Annotated in this window: 13 protein-coding genes; 6 read left to right on the top strand and 7 right to left on the bottom strand. The window is 64.9% G+C overall.

What is annotated here, in order from left to right:
* Positions 1 to 63: 63 nt before the first annotated feature.
* Positions 64 to 750, bottom strand: coding sequence for a DUF1942 domain-containing protein (locus tag A5651_RS25070; protein WP_197496730.1), 687 nt, complete (start codon positions 748 to 750; stop codon positions 64 to 66).
* A 93-nt stretch (positions 751 to 843) separates the two neighbouring features.
* Between A5651_RS25070 and A5651_RS21705 the strand changes: the two genes are divergently transcribed.
* Positions 844 to 1860, top strand: a complete 1017-nt coding sequence (locus A5651_RS21705; RefSeq protein ID WP_066985876.1) for a TIGR03617 family F420-dependent LLM class oxidoreductase — start codon at positions 844 to 846, stop codon at positions 1858 to 1860.
* On the opposite strand, the gene A5651_RS21700 is transcribed toward A5651_RS21705, so the two are convergent.
* On the bottom strand, positions 1847 to 2272 hold the full coding sequence (locus tag A5651_RS21700) for a hypothetical protein (protein ID WP_156663108.1): 426 nt from the start codon (positions 2270 to 2272) through the stop codon (positions 1847 to 1849). The genes A5651_RS21705 and A5651_RS21700 overlap by 14 nt on opposite strands.
* A 168-nt stretch (positions 2273 to 2440) precedes the next feature.
* On the opposite strand from A5651_RS21700, the gene A5651_RS21695 reads away from it, so the two are divergent.
* Positions 2441 to 2887 (top strand): MmpS family transport accessory protein, encoded by a 447-nt coding sequence (locus A5651_RS21695; RefSeq protein WP_197496728.1) that lies wholly within the window; start codon positions 2441 to 2443, stop codon positions 2885 to 2887.
* Positions 2884 to 5754, top strand: coding sequence for an MMPL family RND transporter (locus A5651_RS21690; protein ID WP_082943908.1), 2871 nt, complete (start codon positions 2884 to 2886; stop codon positions 5752 to 5754). Before A5651_RS21695 ends, A5651_RS21690 begins: the two co-directional genes overlap by 4 nt.
* Here the strand turns inward: A5651_RS21690 and A5651_RS21685 are convergent.
* Positions 5751 to 7106, bottom strand: coding sequence for an MFS transporter (locus A5651_RS21685; protein ID WP_066985868.1), 1356 nt, complete (start codon positions 7104 to 7106; stop codon positions 5751 to 5753). The genes A5651_RS21690 and A5651_RS21685 overlap by 4 nt on opposite strands.
* 170 nt (positions 7107 to 7276) lie before the next feature.
* Between A5651_RS21685 and A5651_RS21680 the strand changes: the two genes are divergently transcribed.
* Positions 7277 to 7963: a sensor domain-containing protein gene (locus tag A5651_RS21680; protein WP_066985866.1), complete on the top strand. Its 687-nt coding sequence runs from the start codon at positions 7277 to 7279 to the stop codon at positions 7961 to 7963.
* 252 nt (positions 7964 to 8215) lie between these two features.
* On the opposite strand, the gene A5651_RS21675 is transcribed toward A5651_RS21680, so the two are convergent.
* From A5651_RS21675 to A5651_RS25770, 4 genes are all read right to left on the bottom strand, one after another.
* Positions 8216 to 8836 (bottom strand): cutinase family protein, encoded by a 621-nt coding sequence (locus A5651_RS21675; RefSeq protein ID WP_156663107.1) that lies wholly within the window; start codon positions 8834 to 8836, stop codon positions 8216 to 8218.
* A 126-nt stretch (positions 8837 to 8962) separates the two neighbouring features.
* Complete coding sequence (locus tag A5651_RS21670; protein WP_066986010.1) at positions 8963 to 10531, bottom strand: AMP-binding protein; 1569 nt, start codon at positions 10529 to 10531, stop codon at positions 8963 to 8965.
* Positions 10528 to 11397, bottom strand: a complete 870-nt coding sequence (locus A5651_RS21665; protein ID WP_066985860.1) for an SDR family NAD(P)-dependent oxidoreductase — start codon at positions 11395 to 11397, stop codon at positions 10528 to 10530. Before A5651_RS21665 ends, A5651_RS21670 begins: the two co-directional genes overlap by 4 nt.
* 120 nt (positions 11398 to 11517) lie before the next feature.
* Positions 11518 to 12315 (bottom strand): peptidoglycan recognition family protein, encoded by a 798-nt coding sequence (locus A5651_RS25770; RefSeq protein ID WP_197496726.1) that lies wholly within the window; start codon positions 12313 to 12315, stop codon positions 11518 to 11520.
* Positions 12316 to 12447: 132 nt separating this feature from the next.
* Between A5651_RS25770 and A5651_RS21655 the strand changes: the two genes are divergently transcribed.
* Together A5651_RS21655 and A5651_RS21650 are read left to right on the top strand one after the other, a co-directional pair.
* Positions 12448 to 12861, top strand: a complete 414-nt coding sequence (locus tag A5651_RS21655) for an asparagine synthase-related protein (protein ID WP_066985857.1) — start codon at positions 12448 to 12450, stop codon at positions 12859 to 12861.
* 83 nt (positions 12862 to 12944) lie between these two features.
* Entirely contained in the window at positions 12945 to 13739 is a 795-nt protein-coding gene (locus A5651_RS21650) for a triacylglycerol lipase (RefSeq protein ID WP_156663106.1), read from the top strand.
* Positions 13740 to 14383 lie beyond the last annotated feature (644 nt).

Raw genomic sequence — 14383 nt, 5'->3', positions numbered from 1 at the left:
ACCGAGTACGGCAAGCCGGTGTTCAGCGCCGACGAGTTCCTGGCCTGGGCGGCCGAGCAGTAGCTACCCGCCGGCTCCCCCGCCAGCGCCGGCGGCGCCCCCACCAGCTCCGCCTCCGCCGCTACCTCCGGCCGCGCTGCCTCCGCCGCCGCCACCGCCACCGCCACCGGATTGATCGCCGGCGGTGGTATTCGGGCTTGCCTGGTTCGGGCCCGTCGACCCCGATGAGCCTTCATTCCCGCCGCCGCTACTACCAGTGCTGGCGGGCGGACCCACTTCGGCCGGTGAGACGCCTGGCGGCTGGATCCAGCCGAGGATGTCCTCAAAGCCGTCGTTGAAGACGACGCTGTTGGGCTCGGCGCCGACCACGTCGAAATAGACCTTGCCGGTGCTACTGCCGCCCTGCCCGATGGGCCCGCCTATGCCGGAGACGCTTTCGAGAACGTGGTAGTTCTGCCCATTTTCGGCGCGGGCGTTGAACCAGTTGGCCGCGGGAGTGACCGTGCCGACGAGCGCGTCGGCCGTCACCGTCGCCTCCCAGAGCCGGCCGGCGACCGGATACGGAACCGGGTCGGAGCTCGGCCGGAAGCCCGTGACGGTGTAGCCGATCAACGGGCCGTTCAAAGTTTTCAGCGTCTCCTGAACGCCGAAGACTTTGATGTTGCTGGTGGCCGACGCGGGCGGGGCTGCGCTCAACCCGACGATGAGTGTCGTCGCCGCAACCGTTCCCGCCAGATTTTTAAGCTTCACCGCAGAACCGCCCCCTTTGCCGATCCGGTAGTCCACCGCGACCAATACCCGCGTGACCTGCGCGGCAAACTCGCGGCGGCGTATTGTCCCACCGTGCACGTCGACGTGATGACGGTTCCGCAGCCATTGACCAAGATCGGCGAACTGGCCCAGAAGGTGCAGGCCAGCGGGTTCGACGGGCTCTTGTTCACCGAAACGGGCCGGACGGCCTATCTCAACGCGGCGGTGGCGTCACAGGCCGCGCCCGGCCTGGAGCTGTCGACGGGTGTGGCGGTGGCGTTTCCACGCAGCCCGTTCGTGTCGGCCGCGACGGCGTGGGAACTGCAGGAGGCCACGGCCGGGAAGTTTCGCCTCGGGTTGGGCACCCAGGTCCGCACGCATGTCGTCCGGCGGTACGGCGTGGTGTTCGAGCGTCCCGGCCCGCGGCTGCGCGACTACGTGCGCGCGGTGAAAGCCTGCTTCCACGCATTCCGCACGGGCAGGCTCGATCACCACGGCGACTTCTACGACCTCGACTTCATCACTCCGCAGTGGAGCGCGGGGCCCATCGACGCGCCCGATCCGAAGGTCGACATCGCGGCGGTCAACCCGTGGATGCTGCGGATGGCGGGTGAGGTCGCCGACGGCGTCCACGTCCACCCGCTCGGCGAGCCCGGCTACATCGCACGTCACGTCGTGCCGAATGTTGCTGAGGGAGCCCAGAAGTCGGGCCGCAGCGTGGCCGACGTCGCGCTGATCGTGCCGGTGATGACGATCGTCGGCGACACCGACGAGGAACGCGCCAAGGAGCGCGAGCTGGTCCGCACGAGCCTGAGCTTCTACGGCAGCACGCCGAACTACGCGTTCATCTGGGACGAGGCCGGGTTCGAGGGGACGACGGCACGCATCCGCGAGAAGCAGAAGGCCGGCGATTTCGCCGGCATGGCCAAGCAGATCACCGATGACCACATCGCCCGGTTCGCCACCGAGTCGACATGGGACGGCCTGGCCGATGTGCTCATCGAGAAGTACGGCGAAACTGCCACGCGCATCGTGCTTTACAACGCGCTCAGCGATCCGGACCGCATCGAGCGGTACGGCGCGGTGGCGCGACACCTCACCACGGGATGACGCTGTCGATGCTGACGAACATGCCGCGGCCGGTGGCGTCGTTGCTGAAGCGGGTGCCGTCGAACGACGGCTCCACGGTCCAGCCGTTGATCCGGAAGATCTGGCCGTAATCCAGCACTACCTCGTCGCTGTCCACGCCGCCGATGTTGCCCTCGCCGTAGTTGAACGTGCCGTCGGCGTCGAGGCCGGCGACGTTGACGTTGCCGGGGCCGCTCTGGCTGCGCGGTGCGCCGGGGAAGCCGTCGATGCTGGTCCGTTCGCACCCGACGTGGTCCGCGCTGATGACGCACCGCACGGCGCCGGACACGGTGCGGACATGTTGGTACTCAGGAGCCGCTGCGACCAGCGGTGCGGCAGCAATCGTCGACACCACGGCCATCGCTGCTATGACCGGCAGCTGTTTACGGGACACGGCCACCTCCGCAATCGATAAGCGATTATTGACGCCTGCTGCGGCGTGCGGGCGGGAATCGAAGACGCCCCCCAAGGGGTTGTGCGGTCTGGACAGGTACCGTACTGTCAACTAGGTTGATATTGATCGACTGTTGAAATACGTGTCACGCTCGTCGAAAGGCCATGGATGCAGCGGTTTTCACTCGGAAACCGCTTGAAGCGTCGGTGGATGCTGCTGGTGGCGGTGTTCGTCGTCGCGGTAGCGGGCTTCGCGGTGTTCCGCCTCAACGGCATCTTCGGCTCCCGTGACGTCACGTCCACCCCGAGCGGCGCGGCCAACGAGATCGTGCCGTTCAATCCGAAGCACGTCGTGATGGAGGTGTTCGGTCCCCCGGGCACCGTCGCGACCATCACCTACACCGACGTCAACGCCCAACCGCAGCGGGTCGACGGCGCGACGCTGCCGTGGGCCTACGACACGACCACCACCCAACCGGCCGTTTTCGTCAACGTCTCCGCCCAGGGCGACAGCGACTCCATCGGGTGCCGCATCATGATCGATGACGTCGTCAAGGACGAGAGAACGGTCAATACGCTGAACGCCTTCACCTACTGCCTGGACAAGTCCGGATGAGCCACCACGTGGCGCAGGCAGCCGAACGCCGGACGATGACGGACCACGTCGCCACCTGGATCCGTCGGCTCTGCGTGCCGATCGTCTTGTTCTGGGTCGCCGTCGCCGCGTTGTCCAACGTGCTGGTGCCGCAGCTCGAGAAGGTCGGCGAAGTACACAACGTCGCGCTGAGCTCGCCGGATTCGCCATCGCTGCAGGCTTTTCAGCGCATCGGTGAGGTATTCGGCGAGTTCGACTCCGACAGCGCGGCGATGGTGGTGCTCGAGGGCGATCAACCGCTGGGCGCCGAGGCGCACCGCTATTACGACGAGCTGGTCAAGCGGTTCAACGAGGACCGCACCCACGTCCAGCACGTGCAGGACTTCTGGGGCGATCCGCTGACCGCGGCGGCCTCGCAGAGTCCCGACGGCAAGGCCGCCTACGTCCAGGTGTTCCTGGCGGGCAATCAGGGCGAAGCGTTGTCGCTGGAGTCGGTGGACGCGCTGCGCGACATCATCGCCAAAACTCCTGCGCCGCCTGGCATTCACGCCTACGTCGCGGGTTCGGCCGCACAGATTGCCGATCAGTTCGAGGTGGGCAACGAGGGCACTCTGATGGTGACCCTGTTGACCGTCGGCGTCATCGCGATCATGTTGCTGATCGTCTACCGCTCGCCGGTGACGATGATCATCGCGCTGGTCACGGTGCTCATCGAGATGTCGGCCGCGCGTGGGATCGTGGCGTTCCTGGCCGACAGCGGGGTAATCGGCCTGTCGACGTACTCGACGAACATCCTCACGCTGTTGGTCATTGCCGCCGGCACCGACTACATCATCTTTCTGCTCGGCAGGTATCACGAGCGTCGAAACGAGGGCTGGGACCGACAGCTCGCCTTCCACGACATGTACCGCGGGACGTCGCACGTCATCCTCGGCTCGGGCTTGACCATCGCCGGCGCGGTGTTCTGCCTGTACTTCACCCGGATGCCGTATTTCCAGAGCCTCGGGGTCCCGGCAGCGCTCGGCGTCCTCGTCTCGTTGATCGCGTCGCTGACGCTGGCGCCGGCAGTGTTGGTGGTCGCCAGCCGCTTCGGGCTGCTCGAGCCCAAACGTAAGACGGCCAAACGGGGTTGGCGCCGGATCGGCACGGCGATCGTGCGGTGGCCGGGACCGATCCTGGTCGCCACGCTGGCGCTCGCGTTCGTCGGGCTGTTGTCGCTGTCGGGCTACAAGGTGAGCTATGACATCAGCCGCTACATGCCGCCCAGTGCGCCGTCGAACGTCGGATACGCCGCCGCCGAGCGGCACTTCTCCAAGGCTCGGCTGAACCCCGAGCTGCTGATGGTCGAGGCCGACCATGATCTGCGCAATCCCACCGACATGATCCTGCTGGAGCGGGTGGCCAAGGCGGTCTTCCACACCCCCGGCATTGCGCAGGTGCAGTCGATCACTCGGCCGCTGGGCACGCCGCTGGACCACACGTCGATTCCGTTCCAGCTCAGCGCCAACAGTGCTGCACAGATCAACAACCTTCCCTACCAACAGGATCGGGCCGCGGATATGCTCAAGCAGGTCGGCGTGATCAACGACTCGATCGACATTCTGCGTCAGCAGTACGCCTTGCAGCAGCAGTCCAGCGAGATCACCCACGAGCAGAGCGAGGCGTTCAAGCAGACGGTGGCGGTGGCGCAGGATCTGCGTGACAAGATCGCCAACTTCGACGACCAGTTCCGGCCGCTGCGCAACTACTTCTATTGGGAGCCGCACTGTTTCGATATTCCGATGTGTGCGGCGCTGCGGTCGCTGTTCGATGCACTGGACGGTGTCGACGCGTTGACCGACCAGCTGGCCAATGTGTCGGGAAGCATCGCCAAGCTCGACGAGCTGCAGCCGAAGCTGCTGGCGCTGATTCCGCAGCAGATCGCATCGCAGCAGACCAACCGCGACCTGACGATGACGAACTATGCGACAACGTCGGGGATCTATGACCAGACCCAGGCGGCGCTGGAGAACGCGACGCAGTTAGGCGCCGCGTACGACGCGTCGAAGACCGACGACTCGTTCTATCTGCCGCCGGAGGCGTTCAGCAACCCGGAGTTCTTGCGTGGGCTGAAACTGTTCCTGTCGCCGGACGGCAAGGCGGCGCGGATGATCATCACCCACGACGGGGATCCGGCAACGCCCGAAGGCATTTCACACATCGACGCCATCCGGCACGCGGCCAAGGAGGCGGTCAAGGGCACACCGTTGGCGGGCTCGCGAATCTACATCGGCGGCACGGCGTCGACGTACAAGGACATCGCGGAGATGGCGCACTATGACCTGATCATCGCCGGCATCGCATCGCTCAGCCTGATCCTGCTGATCATGATGTTCATCACGCGGAGCCTGGTCGCGGCGCTGGTGATCGTCGGCACGGTGGCGTTGTCCTTGGGCGCCTCGGTGGGGCTGTCGGTGTTGGTGTGGCAGCACCTATTGGGCATCGACTTGTATTGGGTGATATTGCCTTTGGCGGTGATCCTGCTGTTGGCGGTGGGGTCGGATTACAACCTGCTGCTGGTGTCCCGGTTCAAGGAGGAGATCCACGCGGGCATCAACACCGGCATCATCCGGTCGATGGCCGGCAGCGGTTCGGTGGTGACGGCGGCGGGGTTGGTGTTCGCCTTCACCATGGCGTCGTTCATCTTCAGCGACCTGTTGGTGCTGGGTCAGATCGGCACCACGATCGCGCTGGGCTTGCTGTTCGACACGCTGATCGTGCGGTCGTTCATGACGCCGTCGGTCGCGGCGCTGCTCGGCCGGTGGTTCTGGTGGCCGGTGCGGGTGCGCCAGCGGCCGGTGCCCGTCAAGTTCGGCGACGAGAGCACGCGCCAGCTGTCGCTGTTCTAAACGGACGAGCGCCGAAACGCTGAGCCGCGTTCGCTGTCGAGGTAAGTGTCGGCCTTGTTCTTCAAGAAGAACACATAGACGACCAGAGACACCGCGATGCAGACCGTCACGTACACGATGAACAGCGGCACTTGGTTATTGGCCTTCAGCGCCTGATAGATCAGCGGAGCGGTGCCACCGAAGATCGAGTTGGCCAGGGCGTAGCCGACGCCGACGCCGAGCGCGCGCACATGTGCGGGGAACAGTTCGGACTTCACCAACGCATTGATCGAGGTGTACCCGGTGAGGATGACGTAGCTTCCGGCGACGAGGAAGAACGACGCGATCGGCGAGCGCAGGTCGGGCAGATATGCGATCAAAAGGTAGGTGTAGAACAGCCCACCGACGCCGAAGAACACGAGCAGCGGTTTACGGCCGACCTTGTCACTGATCAGCCCGCCGATGGGTTGCAGCAACATGAGGAAAATCAGGCCGAGCAGGTTGATCCAGGTGGCGGTCATCGCCTGACCCTTGTAGGCGGTCTTGACCATCGCCGGGGCATTGACGCTGTAGGTGTAGAACGCCACAGTGCCGCCCAGCGTGATGAGAAAGCACAGCAGTAGCGGCTTCCAGTAGCGGGTCAACAGTTCACGCACGGATCCAGCTTGTGGCTCCTCGCCGGCCTTGACGCCCTCGATCACCTCTTCGCTGAGCGACTCGTCCATGGTGCGGCGCAGCCAGAACACCACCAACGCGGCGACGCCGCCGATGGCAAAGGCAATGCGCCAACCGAATTCGCGCAATTGGTCCTCGCTCAGCACGGCCTCGATGATCAGCAACGTGAACTGAGCAAGGACGTGTCCGCCGATGAGCGTGACGTACTGGAACGAGGAGAAGAAGCCGCGCCGCTCGCGGGTCGCGGCCTCGGACATGTAGGTCGCGGAGGTGCCGTATTCGCCGCCGGTGGCGAAGCCTTGCAGGAGACGGGCGAGGATGAGGACGACGGCGGCGGCGCCCCCGATGCTGGTCTGCGACGGGACCAGGGCGATGAGCATCGAGCATGCCGCCATGAGCGAGACGCTGGCGGTCAGCGCGGCCCGGCGACCGCGCCGGTCGGCGAACCGCCCGAAGAACCAGGAGCCGACCGGTCGCATGACGAAGGTGATGGCGAAGATCGCGTACACATAGACCGTGGAGTTCTTCTCCGACTCGTCGAAGAACTGGCCCTCGAAGTACGGCGCGAACACCGTGTAGACGTAGACGTCGTACCACTCGACGAGGTTGCCCAGCGATCCCCGGATCGTGTTCCAGATGGCCCTGCGGGTCGCGGCAGGACTCGACTGCGGGTGTTCGGCTTCCGTCGAGGTGGTCACGGTCAGTGACGTTAATCCAAGGCGTTATCGAAAAGCGTTGTTCATCGTTATGAGGAATCACCGACGGCCTCGCGCGCGAGTCAGCGAAGTTGCTGCACGATGTCCTTGAGCAGCGCGACGGGGGCGCGCCAGACTTATTAGTCGGGAGCTACGGGCACGGGGAGGTGCACATGCGCCAGCCAACGTTCGCACTGGCGGTTGCCGCCATCGGCCTCTCGATCGCCGGGTGTGCCAGCTCGGTAGGTAACGCCGAACCGTCGACCACTACCCCGTCCAGGATTCCGCGGCCACTCGTGGAGCGGGAGCTCGCGCCGTTGCTGTTGAACCCCGACCAGGTGAACGTCGCAATGGGGACGACGGGGATGGCGGTCACCAATCAGCAGTCGGCGATGTCGGACAACAGCGCCACGATGGCGCCACCGGAGTGCTTGGCTATCGACGGCGCGGCGGAGGCGCCGGTCTATGCCGACAGCGGCTTCTGGGCGGAGCGCGATCAGAGCCTGAACAACGGCGACAAGTTCACGCACTATCTCAAGCAGGCGGTGGTGTTGTTCCCGACCATCGAAAAAGCCGGCGAGTTCCTCAAGGAGTCCGCCGAGCGGTGGCCGGCCTGCCACGAGTACACCCACACGCAGAGCGGGACGCGATGGACGGTCGGGCCGATCGCCAACGCCGACGGCATATTGAGCGTCGTCGCCACCGAACAGGAAGCCGCCGCCCCCGGGTGGGGATGCGGGCGTGCGCTGGCCCACCGGAACAACATCATCATCGACGTCAACACGTGCAGCGCCAAACCGGCTGATTCGGCAGTGCGGATCGCCAAGCAGCTCGCCGACAATGTCACCGCGCGGTGGTGAGCGCCGGCATCCGAGCCTAGAGAACTCGCAAAACTCGCCGGTGCGGCGATCCCTGCGCAGTCTCGATGGTCATACGTAGCGCCACCAGTGCAGCAGGAGGAGTCCCGCCGCTCATCGGCGACGTGCTGACCGGTCCCAGCCCGCTATCTCACTCACTGGTCACCGTTCGTCAAGGCGTTCGCCGGAAATACCTCGACCGCCGACGCGGGCCGCTGCGATCGCGACAATCTGCCCGCCTACCAGGGCTGCCGGCTACAGCCTGCCGGCAATGAAGCTTGCGGCTTGATCCACTAATCCCGAGCCGAGGTATGAGGGCTGCAAATGCGACGGCCAATTAACACCTCTCCCACAGATTGGATCGCCGTCTGCGCACTGGTCGATCGTCCGACCAGCGAAGGCGGGGGCCGGGCCGAGTCGCTTGGCGCCGTTACCGAACAACGCGACCGCGGCGACGTGCTGGTTCACATCCGGCGGCAATGGATTAGCCCTGGTCATGAGATCAGCCGCCGTCGCACCCAAGGAATACCCGCCGAGCACCATGCGGGTATTCGGGCAACTTCGTGCCATGGACTGAACGTGGGAGCTCATATCGCTGGCGCCGCTGGCGGCACCCAAGTCGGCGGGATAGTTCACTCCATACACCCCCACCGACAGGGCCACCTTGGACCGCAGCGAATTGACGAGCGCATCGCCGATCGCGCCGACGCCGGGCGGCTCCTGTCGGCCGCGAGCGAAAACCACTTCGACATCGGGGCATGCCGCCGATGCCGCCGGAATCAGCGTCGCTGACGAAAAGGGCTGCGCGGCCGGAGCAAGAATCAATACCGCGGCGAGCACCGCGGCGGCCGCCAGGCTGAGGACACGAGGTGCCATGGCGATAGGCCCCATGAAACAGTATTCGGAGTAGCAGTGGCGAACGTTACGGCGCACTCAGAGCGACGATGCAGTCCTGGCAGCCAGTCGCATAGCGGGCACGTCGACGCACGCGGCGGCGAGTAATCACTCGCGGTCCGAGGGTTCCAGTTCGTTTCGCAGAACCTTGCCCGCCGGGTTGCGTGGAATCGTCTTCACGATCGTGATATCGCGCGGCTGCTCGAATCGAGCCACCTTGCCCTTCAGGTACTTTCGGATGAGTTCCTCCTCAACGGTGGCACCATCTTGGGGCACGATGAACGCGGCAAGCCGTTGTCCGTAGTCCTCGTCGGGCACCCCGATCACTGCGTGGTCGGCCACGTCGGGATGTTCGGCGAGCGCATTCTCCACGGCCCGCGGGTAGACGTTCTCGCCGCCGGAAACGATCATGTCGTCGGCCCGTCCGACGATGAACAAGCGGCCCTCTGTATCGACGTATCCGGTGTCACCCGTGTCCATCATGTTGTCGACGACGTCGCGTTTCTCGCCGCCGGTGTACGCATCGAAAGTCAGGTCGCCTCCCACGAAAAGCCGGCCGGTTTGTTCCGGGCCGACCACCTTGCCGTCGTCGTCGAGGATCCGTACCGCGCACCCGACCACCGGCCGGCCTACGGTCTCCGGCGCCTCGCGCAGATCCGCCGGCGTCGCGAGGGCGCCGATGCCGACCTCCGACGAGCCATAGGCGTTGTAAATGATGTCGCCATAGGCGTCCATAAATCGTTTGGCCAGAGTGGGATCGAGCCTGGCTCCGCTAGATATCACGATTCGCAGCGCCGACAACGGATTTCGTGCCCGCACCTCGTCGTCGAGGTCCAAGATCCGCGCTAGCATCACCGGCACCGCCGCCATTGCCTCGGCCCGGTGCTCCGAAGCCTGAACCAGCGCCGCTTCGGCCACGAAGCGAGACCGCGTGAGCACAGTGCCGCCCAGGCCGATTGTCAAGATCAGGATGCCGAAGCCCAGCCCGTGGAACATGGGCACCGGAATCGCAACCCGCGAGCCGATTCGCAGCCCCGTACGATCCAGGATCGACGCCCCGATACCCAACGCCATCCCGATCTCGGGTTTGCGCGGCACACCCTTCGGCGTACCGGTCGTGCCGGATGTCAGCAGGACGATACGGCCCGCCGACCTCACCGATGGCCGCGAATTGCCTTTAGAAACAGCATCACTCGCCGCATCCACGACGCCTACGCCTGCCGCACTCGCGCGCTCGGCGAACTCGGCGTCACAGATCACCGTCCCGATCTCGTGAGAGCTCAGCGCGTCGGCCAAAGCCTTCTTCTGGAACTCGGTGTTCAGCATCACCACGTCGGCACCCGTAAGCGCGGCCGCGAACACCGCGGTCACGAAGCCGCGTCCGTTGCGGCACAGCACTCCGACCGCCCCGCCCCGTCCCACTCCACGCTCCTGCAGCGAGGTCGCCAATGATTCAACGTGCGAGTGCAATTCGCGGTAAGTGATCGCGCCGTCGTCGTCGACCATCGCGTCGCGGTCAGGCCACCGCGCCGCTGCCATTCCCATCAACGTGACGAGGTTCGCACGTCCCCGCGCCACCTCACGAACAAAGCGCGGCAACACCAGCGGCCCCGGCGGTACCCACAGTCGCGAGCGAAACAGCGCCCGCAAGCCCGTCGTCACCAAGCTTTCGGTCATCGGCGGTGCGTTTCGGAATCGCTTGTGCGCCGGTACCATACCTGAGTCACACGCTCCACCGGCGACCGCAACAGCACGGTGGCCACCTCGGCTGGCCACAACCACCACGGCGCAATCGTTCGCGGCCGCTCGATGATCGCCTTGGCGATAATGTCGGCAGCCTGATCGGGATCCAGGCCAGGGACCTTGCGCAAGCTCTCAGTCGGCTCGATCATCCTCGTACGGATCAACGCCATGTAGATCGTCGTTACGTCGATGCCGTCGGCGTGCAGTTCGGCTGCGACGCTGCGCAGCCACATGTCGAACGCACCCTTCGATGCCTGGTACGCCCCCCACCGCGGACCCGGCGGGACGCGGACCCCGACGCTGGAGACATTCACGATGTGCCCGCTGCCGCGCGCGCGCATCGCGGGCAGCAATCCGAGTAGCAGCCGGATCGGGCCGAGATAGTTGATGCCGACGGTGCGGTCGAAATCATGTGGTCGGTCGTACTGGTCGTGCAGCGATCGCCGGATCGACTTACCGGCGTTGCTCACGATGATGTCCGGCGCACCGTGCTCGTCGAGGATTCGTGCCGTCAGGGCATTGATGGTGTCCGCGTCGCTGAGGTCGCCCGGATAGCTCGCAGCGTGTCCGCCGCGCGCGCTGATCGTCGTCTCCAACTCCTCGAGCTTGTCAGCCGACCGTGCCGCCAAGAGCACCGTCGCCCCTGCATCGGCGAGCTTGCGGGCGGCGGCCTCGCCGATGCCGAAGGATGCGCCGGTGACAAGGACGGTTGTACCGGCCACGGCCTCCCGCAAAGGTTGCGGGTCGGAAACGCGAGACGGATTCACGACCGCCTCGATGAGTTTCCCCGTCAGGCTCACCTGGGACGGCTTCCCGGAACGGGCGTGCTGCAAACGAGCGACTACGGCGCGAGTGGACGCCCGGACATACGCGTCCGCGACTGACTCCGATGGCACACAGATCGAAGCCAGAACGGAGCGCTACTGGCCGGCCTCGATCGCCGCGACCTTTTCGCGGGCTTCCTCGCCGCAAATCTCTTGAAGGCTGACCGGTCCCGCTGCCACCATGTCGTCGACGCGCCGCTTGAGGTCTCCGGATGCGAGATAGGCGTAGAGGTCTGCGCCCGGGCAGGACGTCGCCGCAAAGTCCTTGTGTCCGCTCAGCGTGTCTGTCGGAATGTTGAACCGTTGAGCAGCCCAAGCGAATACGAGCGCAGCGCTGTTGACCTGCTCTTGGGTCGCGACCTCCTGGTCGAAATCCCCCTCGCATAAAACAAGGAAGTGTCCGGTGGGGTTGTATTCCGTTGCGGTATCCCCGACCAGGTCCGGCTCGCGTAGGTGATAGATGTTTCCGTTGCGGTCCACACCGACGTGGTAGGCGATATCGATCCAGCCGCGCTCGCCCTGGTGCAGGCGCTGATGTTGACGGAGACGTCCGGGCGCGTTGGCGTTGTCGCCGAGAACTGCGCCGGTGTGATGGAGCGTCATCCGGCTCAGCTTGTGCGTCACCCCGCCAGGCAGCGGTGGTTTGGCCCCCCACGCATCACGGCACAACATGACTCCCGACGGTGCAGCAGCCGTCGGCGTTTGCACCGGCACCGGCACCGGCGCGGCGGGTGGCATCGCGGGCGCGGCCGCAACGCTGTTGGCGTCTAGCCATCTCGGGGCAAGAGTCGCAGCCGCTGCACCCAATCCACCTGCGCCGGCCAGCCACAGCAGCCGTCGACGTCCGAGAAGCCCCCGGTGGCCGGCGTCTCCTTCCGGTGAAGGCGCTTTCATGCCGCTACCTTACGGAATGCAGCGAAGCGGCCCAGTGGATCACAGCATCGGAAGACGACCGATTCAGGTTGGTCATCCGAGTAGCTACGGGCGAGGAGCGCATCGACGAGATCGCCGCGCGACTAAACGCTGTTGCCGAACTTCATCTTGAACTATCTCGCCGATCGGATGGAGATGGCGCACTCGATCGAAGGTCGGGTGCCGTTCCTGGACCATCGGGTGGCCGAAGCGGCGCCCCGCGTGCCGGTGAACATGAAAGTGAAAGGCATTCGGGAGAAGCATGTTCTGCGCGAAGCGACGAAGGACGTGTTGATTCCCGAGGTGTACGACCGGCAGAAGCATCCGTTCACCACACCTCCGACGAGAAACTCGAACGACCCGATGCTCGAGTTCTACCGCGATACGTTCACGTCGCAGGCGGCGAAGGACCAGCCGATCTTCGACATGAAGAAGGTGTCGACAGCGCTCGATCAGCTGTTGGAAGTACCCGATGATCAACGCATCGCGGTGGAAGGCAGTCTGCAGCGGGGGCGAGCGTCGTGGTGATGCAGGAGCTGTTTTCCCTGGCGGGAGCCCCGGTAAGCCGCTCACTCTGCGGCAAACCGGTCTGAAGCGGGTACAACCGTCAGGTGTCTGCAGACGATTCGATGCGCCGCGCGGCTAGTGACCTGCCCGACGCTGATGCGGCGGCGCCACCGAGTTACGGATTATTGGCCCGCGAGTGGCGCACGATGGCCGAGTTCGCGGCGGCCCGCCGTGCGATCAAGGACCTAACGGGCTGGCCAACGGGTGACGGACATCCCGTCCTGGTGCTGCCCGGGTTCCTCGCTGGCGCGCCGTCGACGCAGTTTCTGCGTCAGCTACTGCGGAGACTCGGATATCGCACATATGACTGGCGGTTGGGTTACAACCTCGGAGTGCGCCCAAGCATGATCCAGCGGTTGCCCGCGCGGCTGGACTACATCCGGTCACACAACGACGGCCGCAAGGTCAGTGTTATCGGGTGGAGCGCCGGCGGCATCTTCGCTCGCGAGGTTGCCCGGCTCAAACCGAACGACGTCAGGATGGTCATCACGCTTGGCTCGCCCATCCGCGGAAACCAGCAAGCGACCCATGCCTGGCGAATGTGGCGCCTGCTCAATCGGAATTCGCAATCGCGCGATGTGGTATCCGAGGCGGCGCGCATCGCGCGGGAGGAACCTCTCCAAGTTCCCACCACCTGCGTCTACAGCAAGTCCGACGGCATCGTGGCCTGGCAGTGCTGCCTCAGTAGGCCCGCCGCCGAGACTGAGAATGTGGAAGTCCACTGCAGCCATCTCGGCTATGGCCACAATGTGGAGACTCTGCGAGTGATCACTGATCGGCTGTCCCAGCCGGAAGGGCAATGGCGGCCATACAGGAGGCAGGCGCCGCCACGCGGGTGATCTTTCACGGCGACATCGTCGCGGCCAATCACTGGACGCTTGTATTTCGCCGGTCGGGCACCCACAGCGACCATCTAGCTTCACCTCGACGGTGGACCATGACGAGGCTTATCCGTTCTTCGTACGAACTTGTGTATGTGGCCCGGCTACCCTCGGGCGGCAAACGTCGAACTGTTCGTCTGACTTCGGTCGGCTCCGGCCGTGCAGCATTTTCTATTACGACCGCGACCGCAGGGGTAATCAATGCCGCATGACGGAACGCAGCATGGCGGACGACTCCTCAGAACAAGTTCCTGGCCAACAGACCAACGAGAGTTCAATCGGCGAACGCCGCACCGATCGCAAAGAGGAAAGCGAGGAAGAGCGCGGGGGGCTGGGAAGAGACGCCTCATCCAATTGAAGTTGTGGACGACGCCCGGCTCTTCGGCCAAGCGAGCGTGCGCAGTGTAAATGCTGGCTTCTGTGACTGCGGCATGCAGCTGTCGTTTTTCGGGGCCTGTGCCAATTGCGACTACGCTTTGATGTTCGAAACTGCGGCCGAAGCTGACCGCTGATCGCCTAGTTGTTGGTGGGTGGGGGTTGGGGTTCGAAGGGGTCATACCACCACCATTGGGCGCGTTCGCCGCTGGAGCCGTGGCAGGGGG

It is taken from the genome of Mycobacterium sp. 1274761.0 (assembly GCF_001668615.1).
Lineage (GTDB): Bacteria > Actinomycetota > Actinomycetes > Mycobacteriales > Mycobacteriaceae > Mycobacterium.
The sequence above is the reverse complement of the archived record's forward strand: the minus strand, read 5'-3'. Positions and strand labels throughout refer to the sequence as shown.

What these genes read in the sequence shown, in the direction of transcription:
- A5651_RS21695 (WP_197496728.1), top strand. Translation starts at nt 2,441, where the DNA reads ATGCAGCGGTTTTCACTCGGAAACCGCTTGAAGCGTCGGTGGATGCTG.
- A5651_RS21690 (WP_082943908.1), top strand. Translation starts at nt 2,884, where the DNA reads ATGAGCCACCACGTGGCGCAGGCAGCCGAACGCCGGACGATGACGGAC.
- A5651_RS21680 (WP_066985866.1), top strand. Translation starts at nt 7,277, where the DNA reads ATGCGCCAGCCAACGTTCGCACTGGCGGTTGCCGCCATCGGCCTCTCG.
- A5651_RS21675 (WP_156663107.1), bottom strand. Translation starts at nt 8,836, where the DNA reads ATGGCACCTCGTGTCCTCAGCCTGGCGGCCGCCGCGGTGCTCGCCGCG.
- A5651_RS21670 (WP_066986010.1), bottom strand. Translation starts at nt 10,531, where the DNA reads ATGACCGAAAGCTTGGTGACGACGGGCTTGCGGGCGCTGTTTCGCTCG.
- A5651_RS25770 (WP_197496726.1), bottom strand. Translation starts at nt 12,315, where the DNA reads ATGAAAGCGCCTTCACCGGAAGGAGACGCCGGCCACCGGGGGCTTCTC.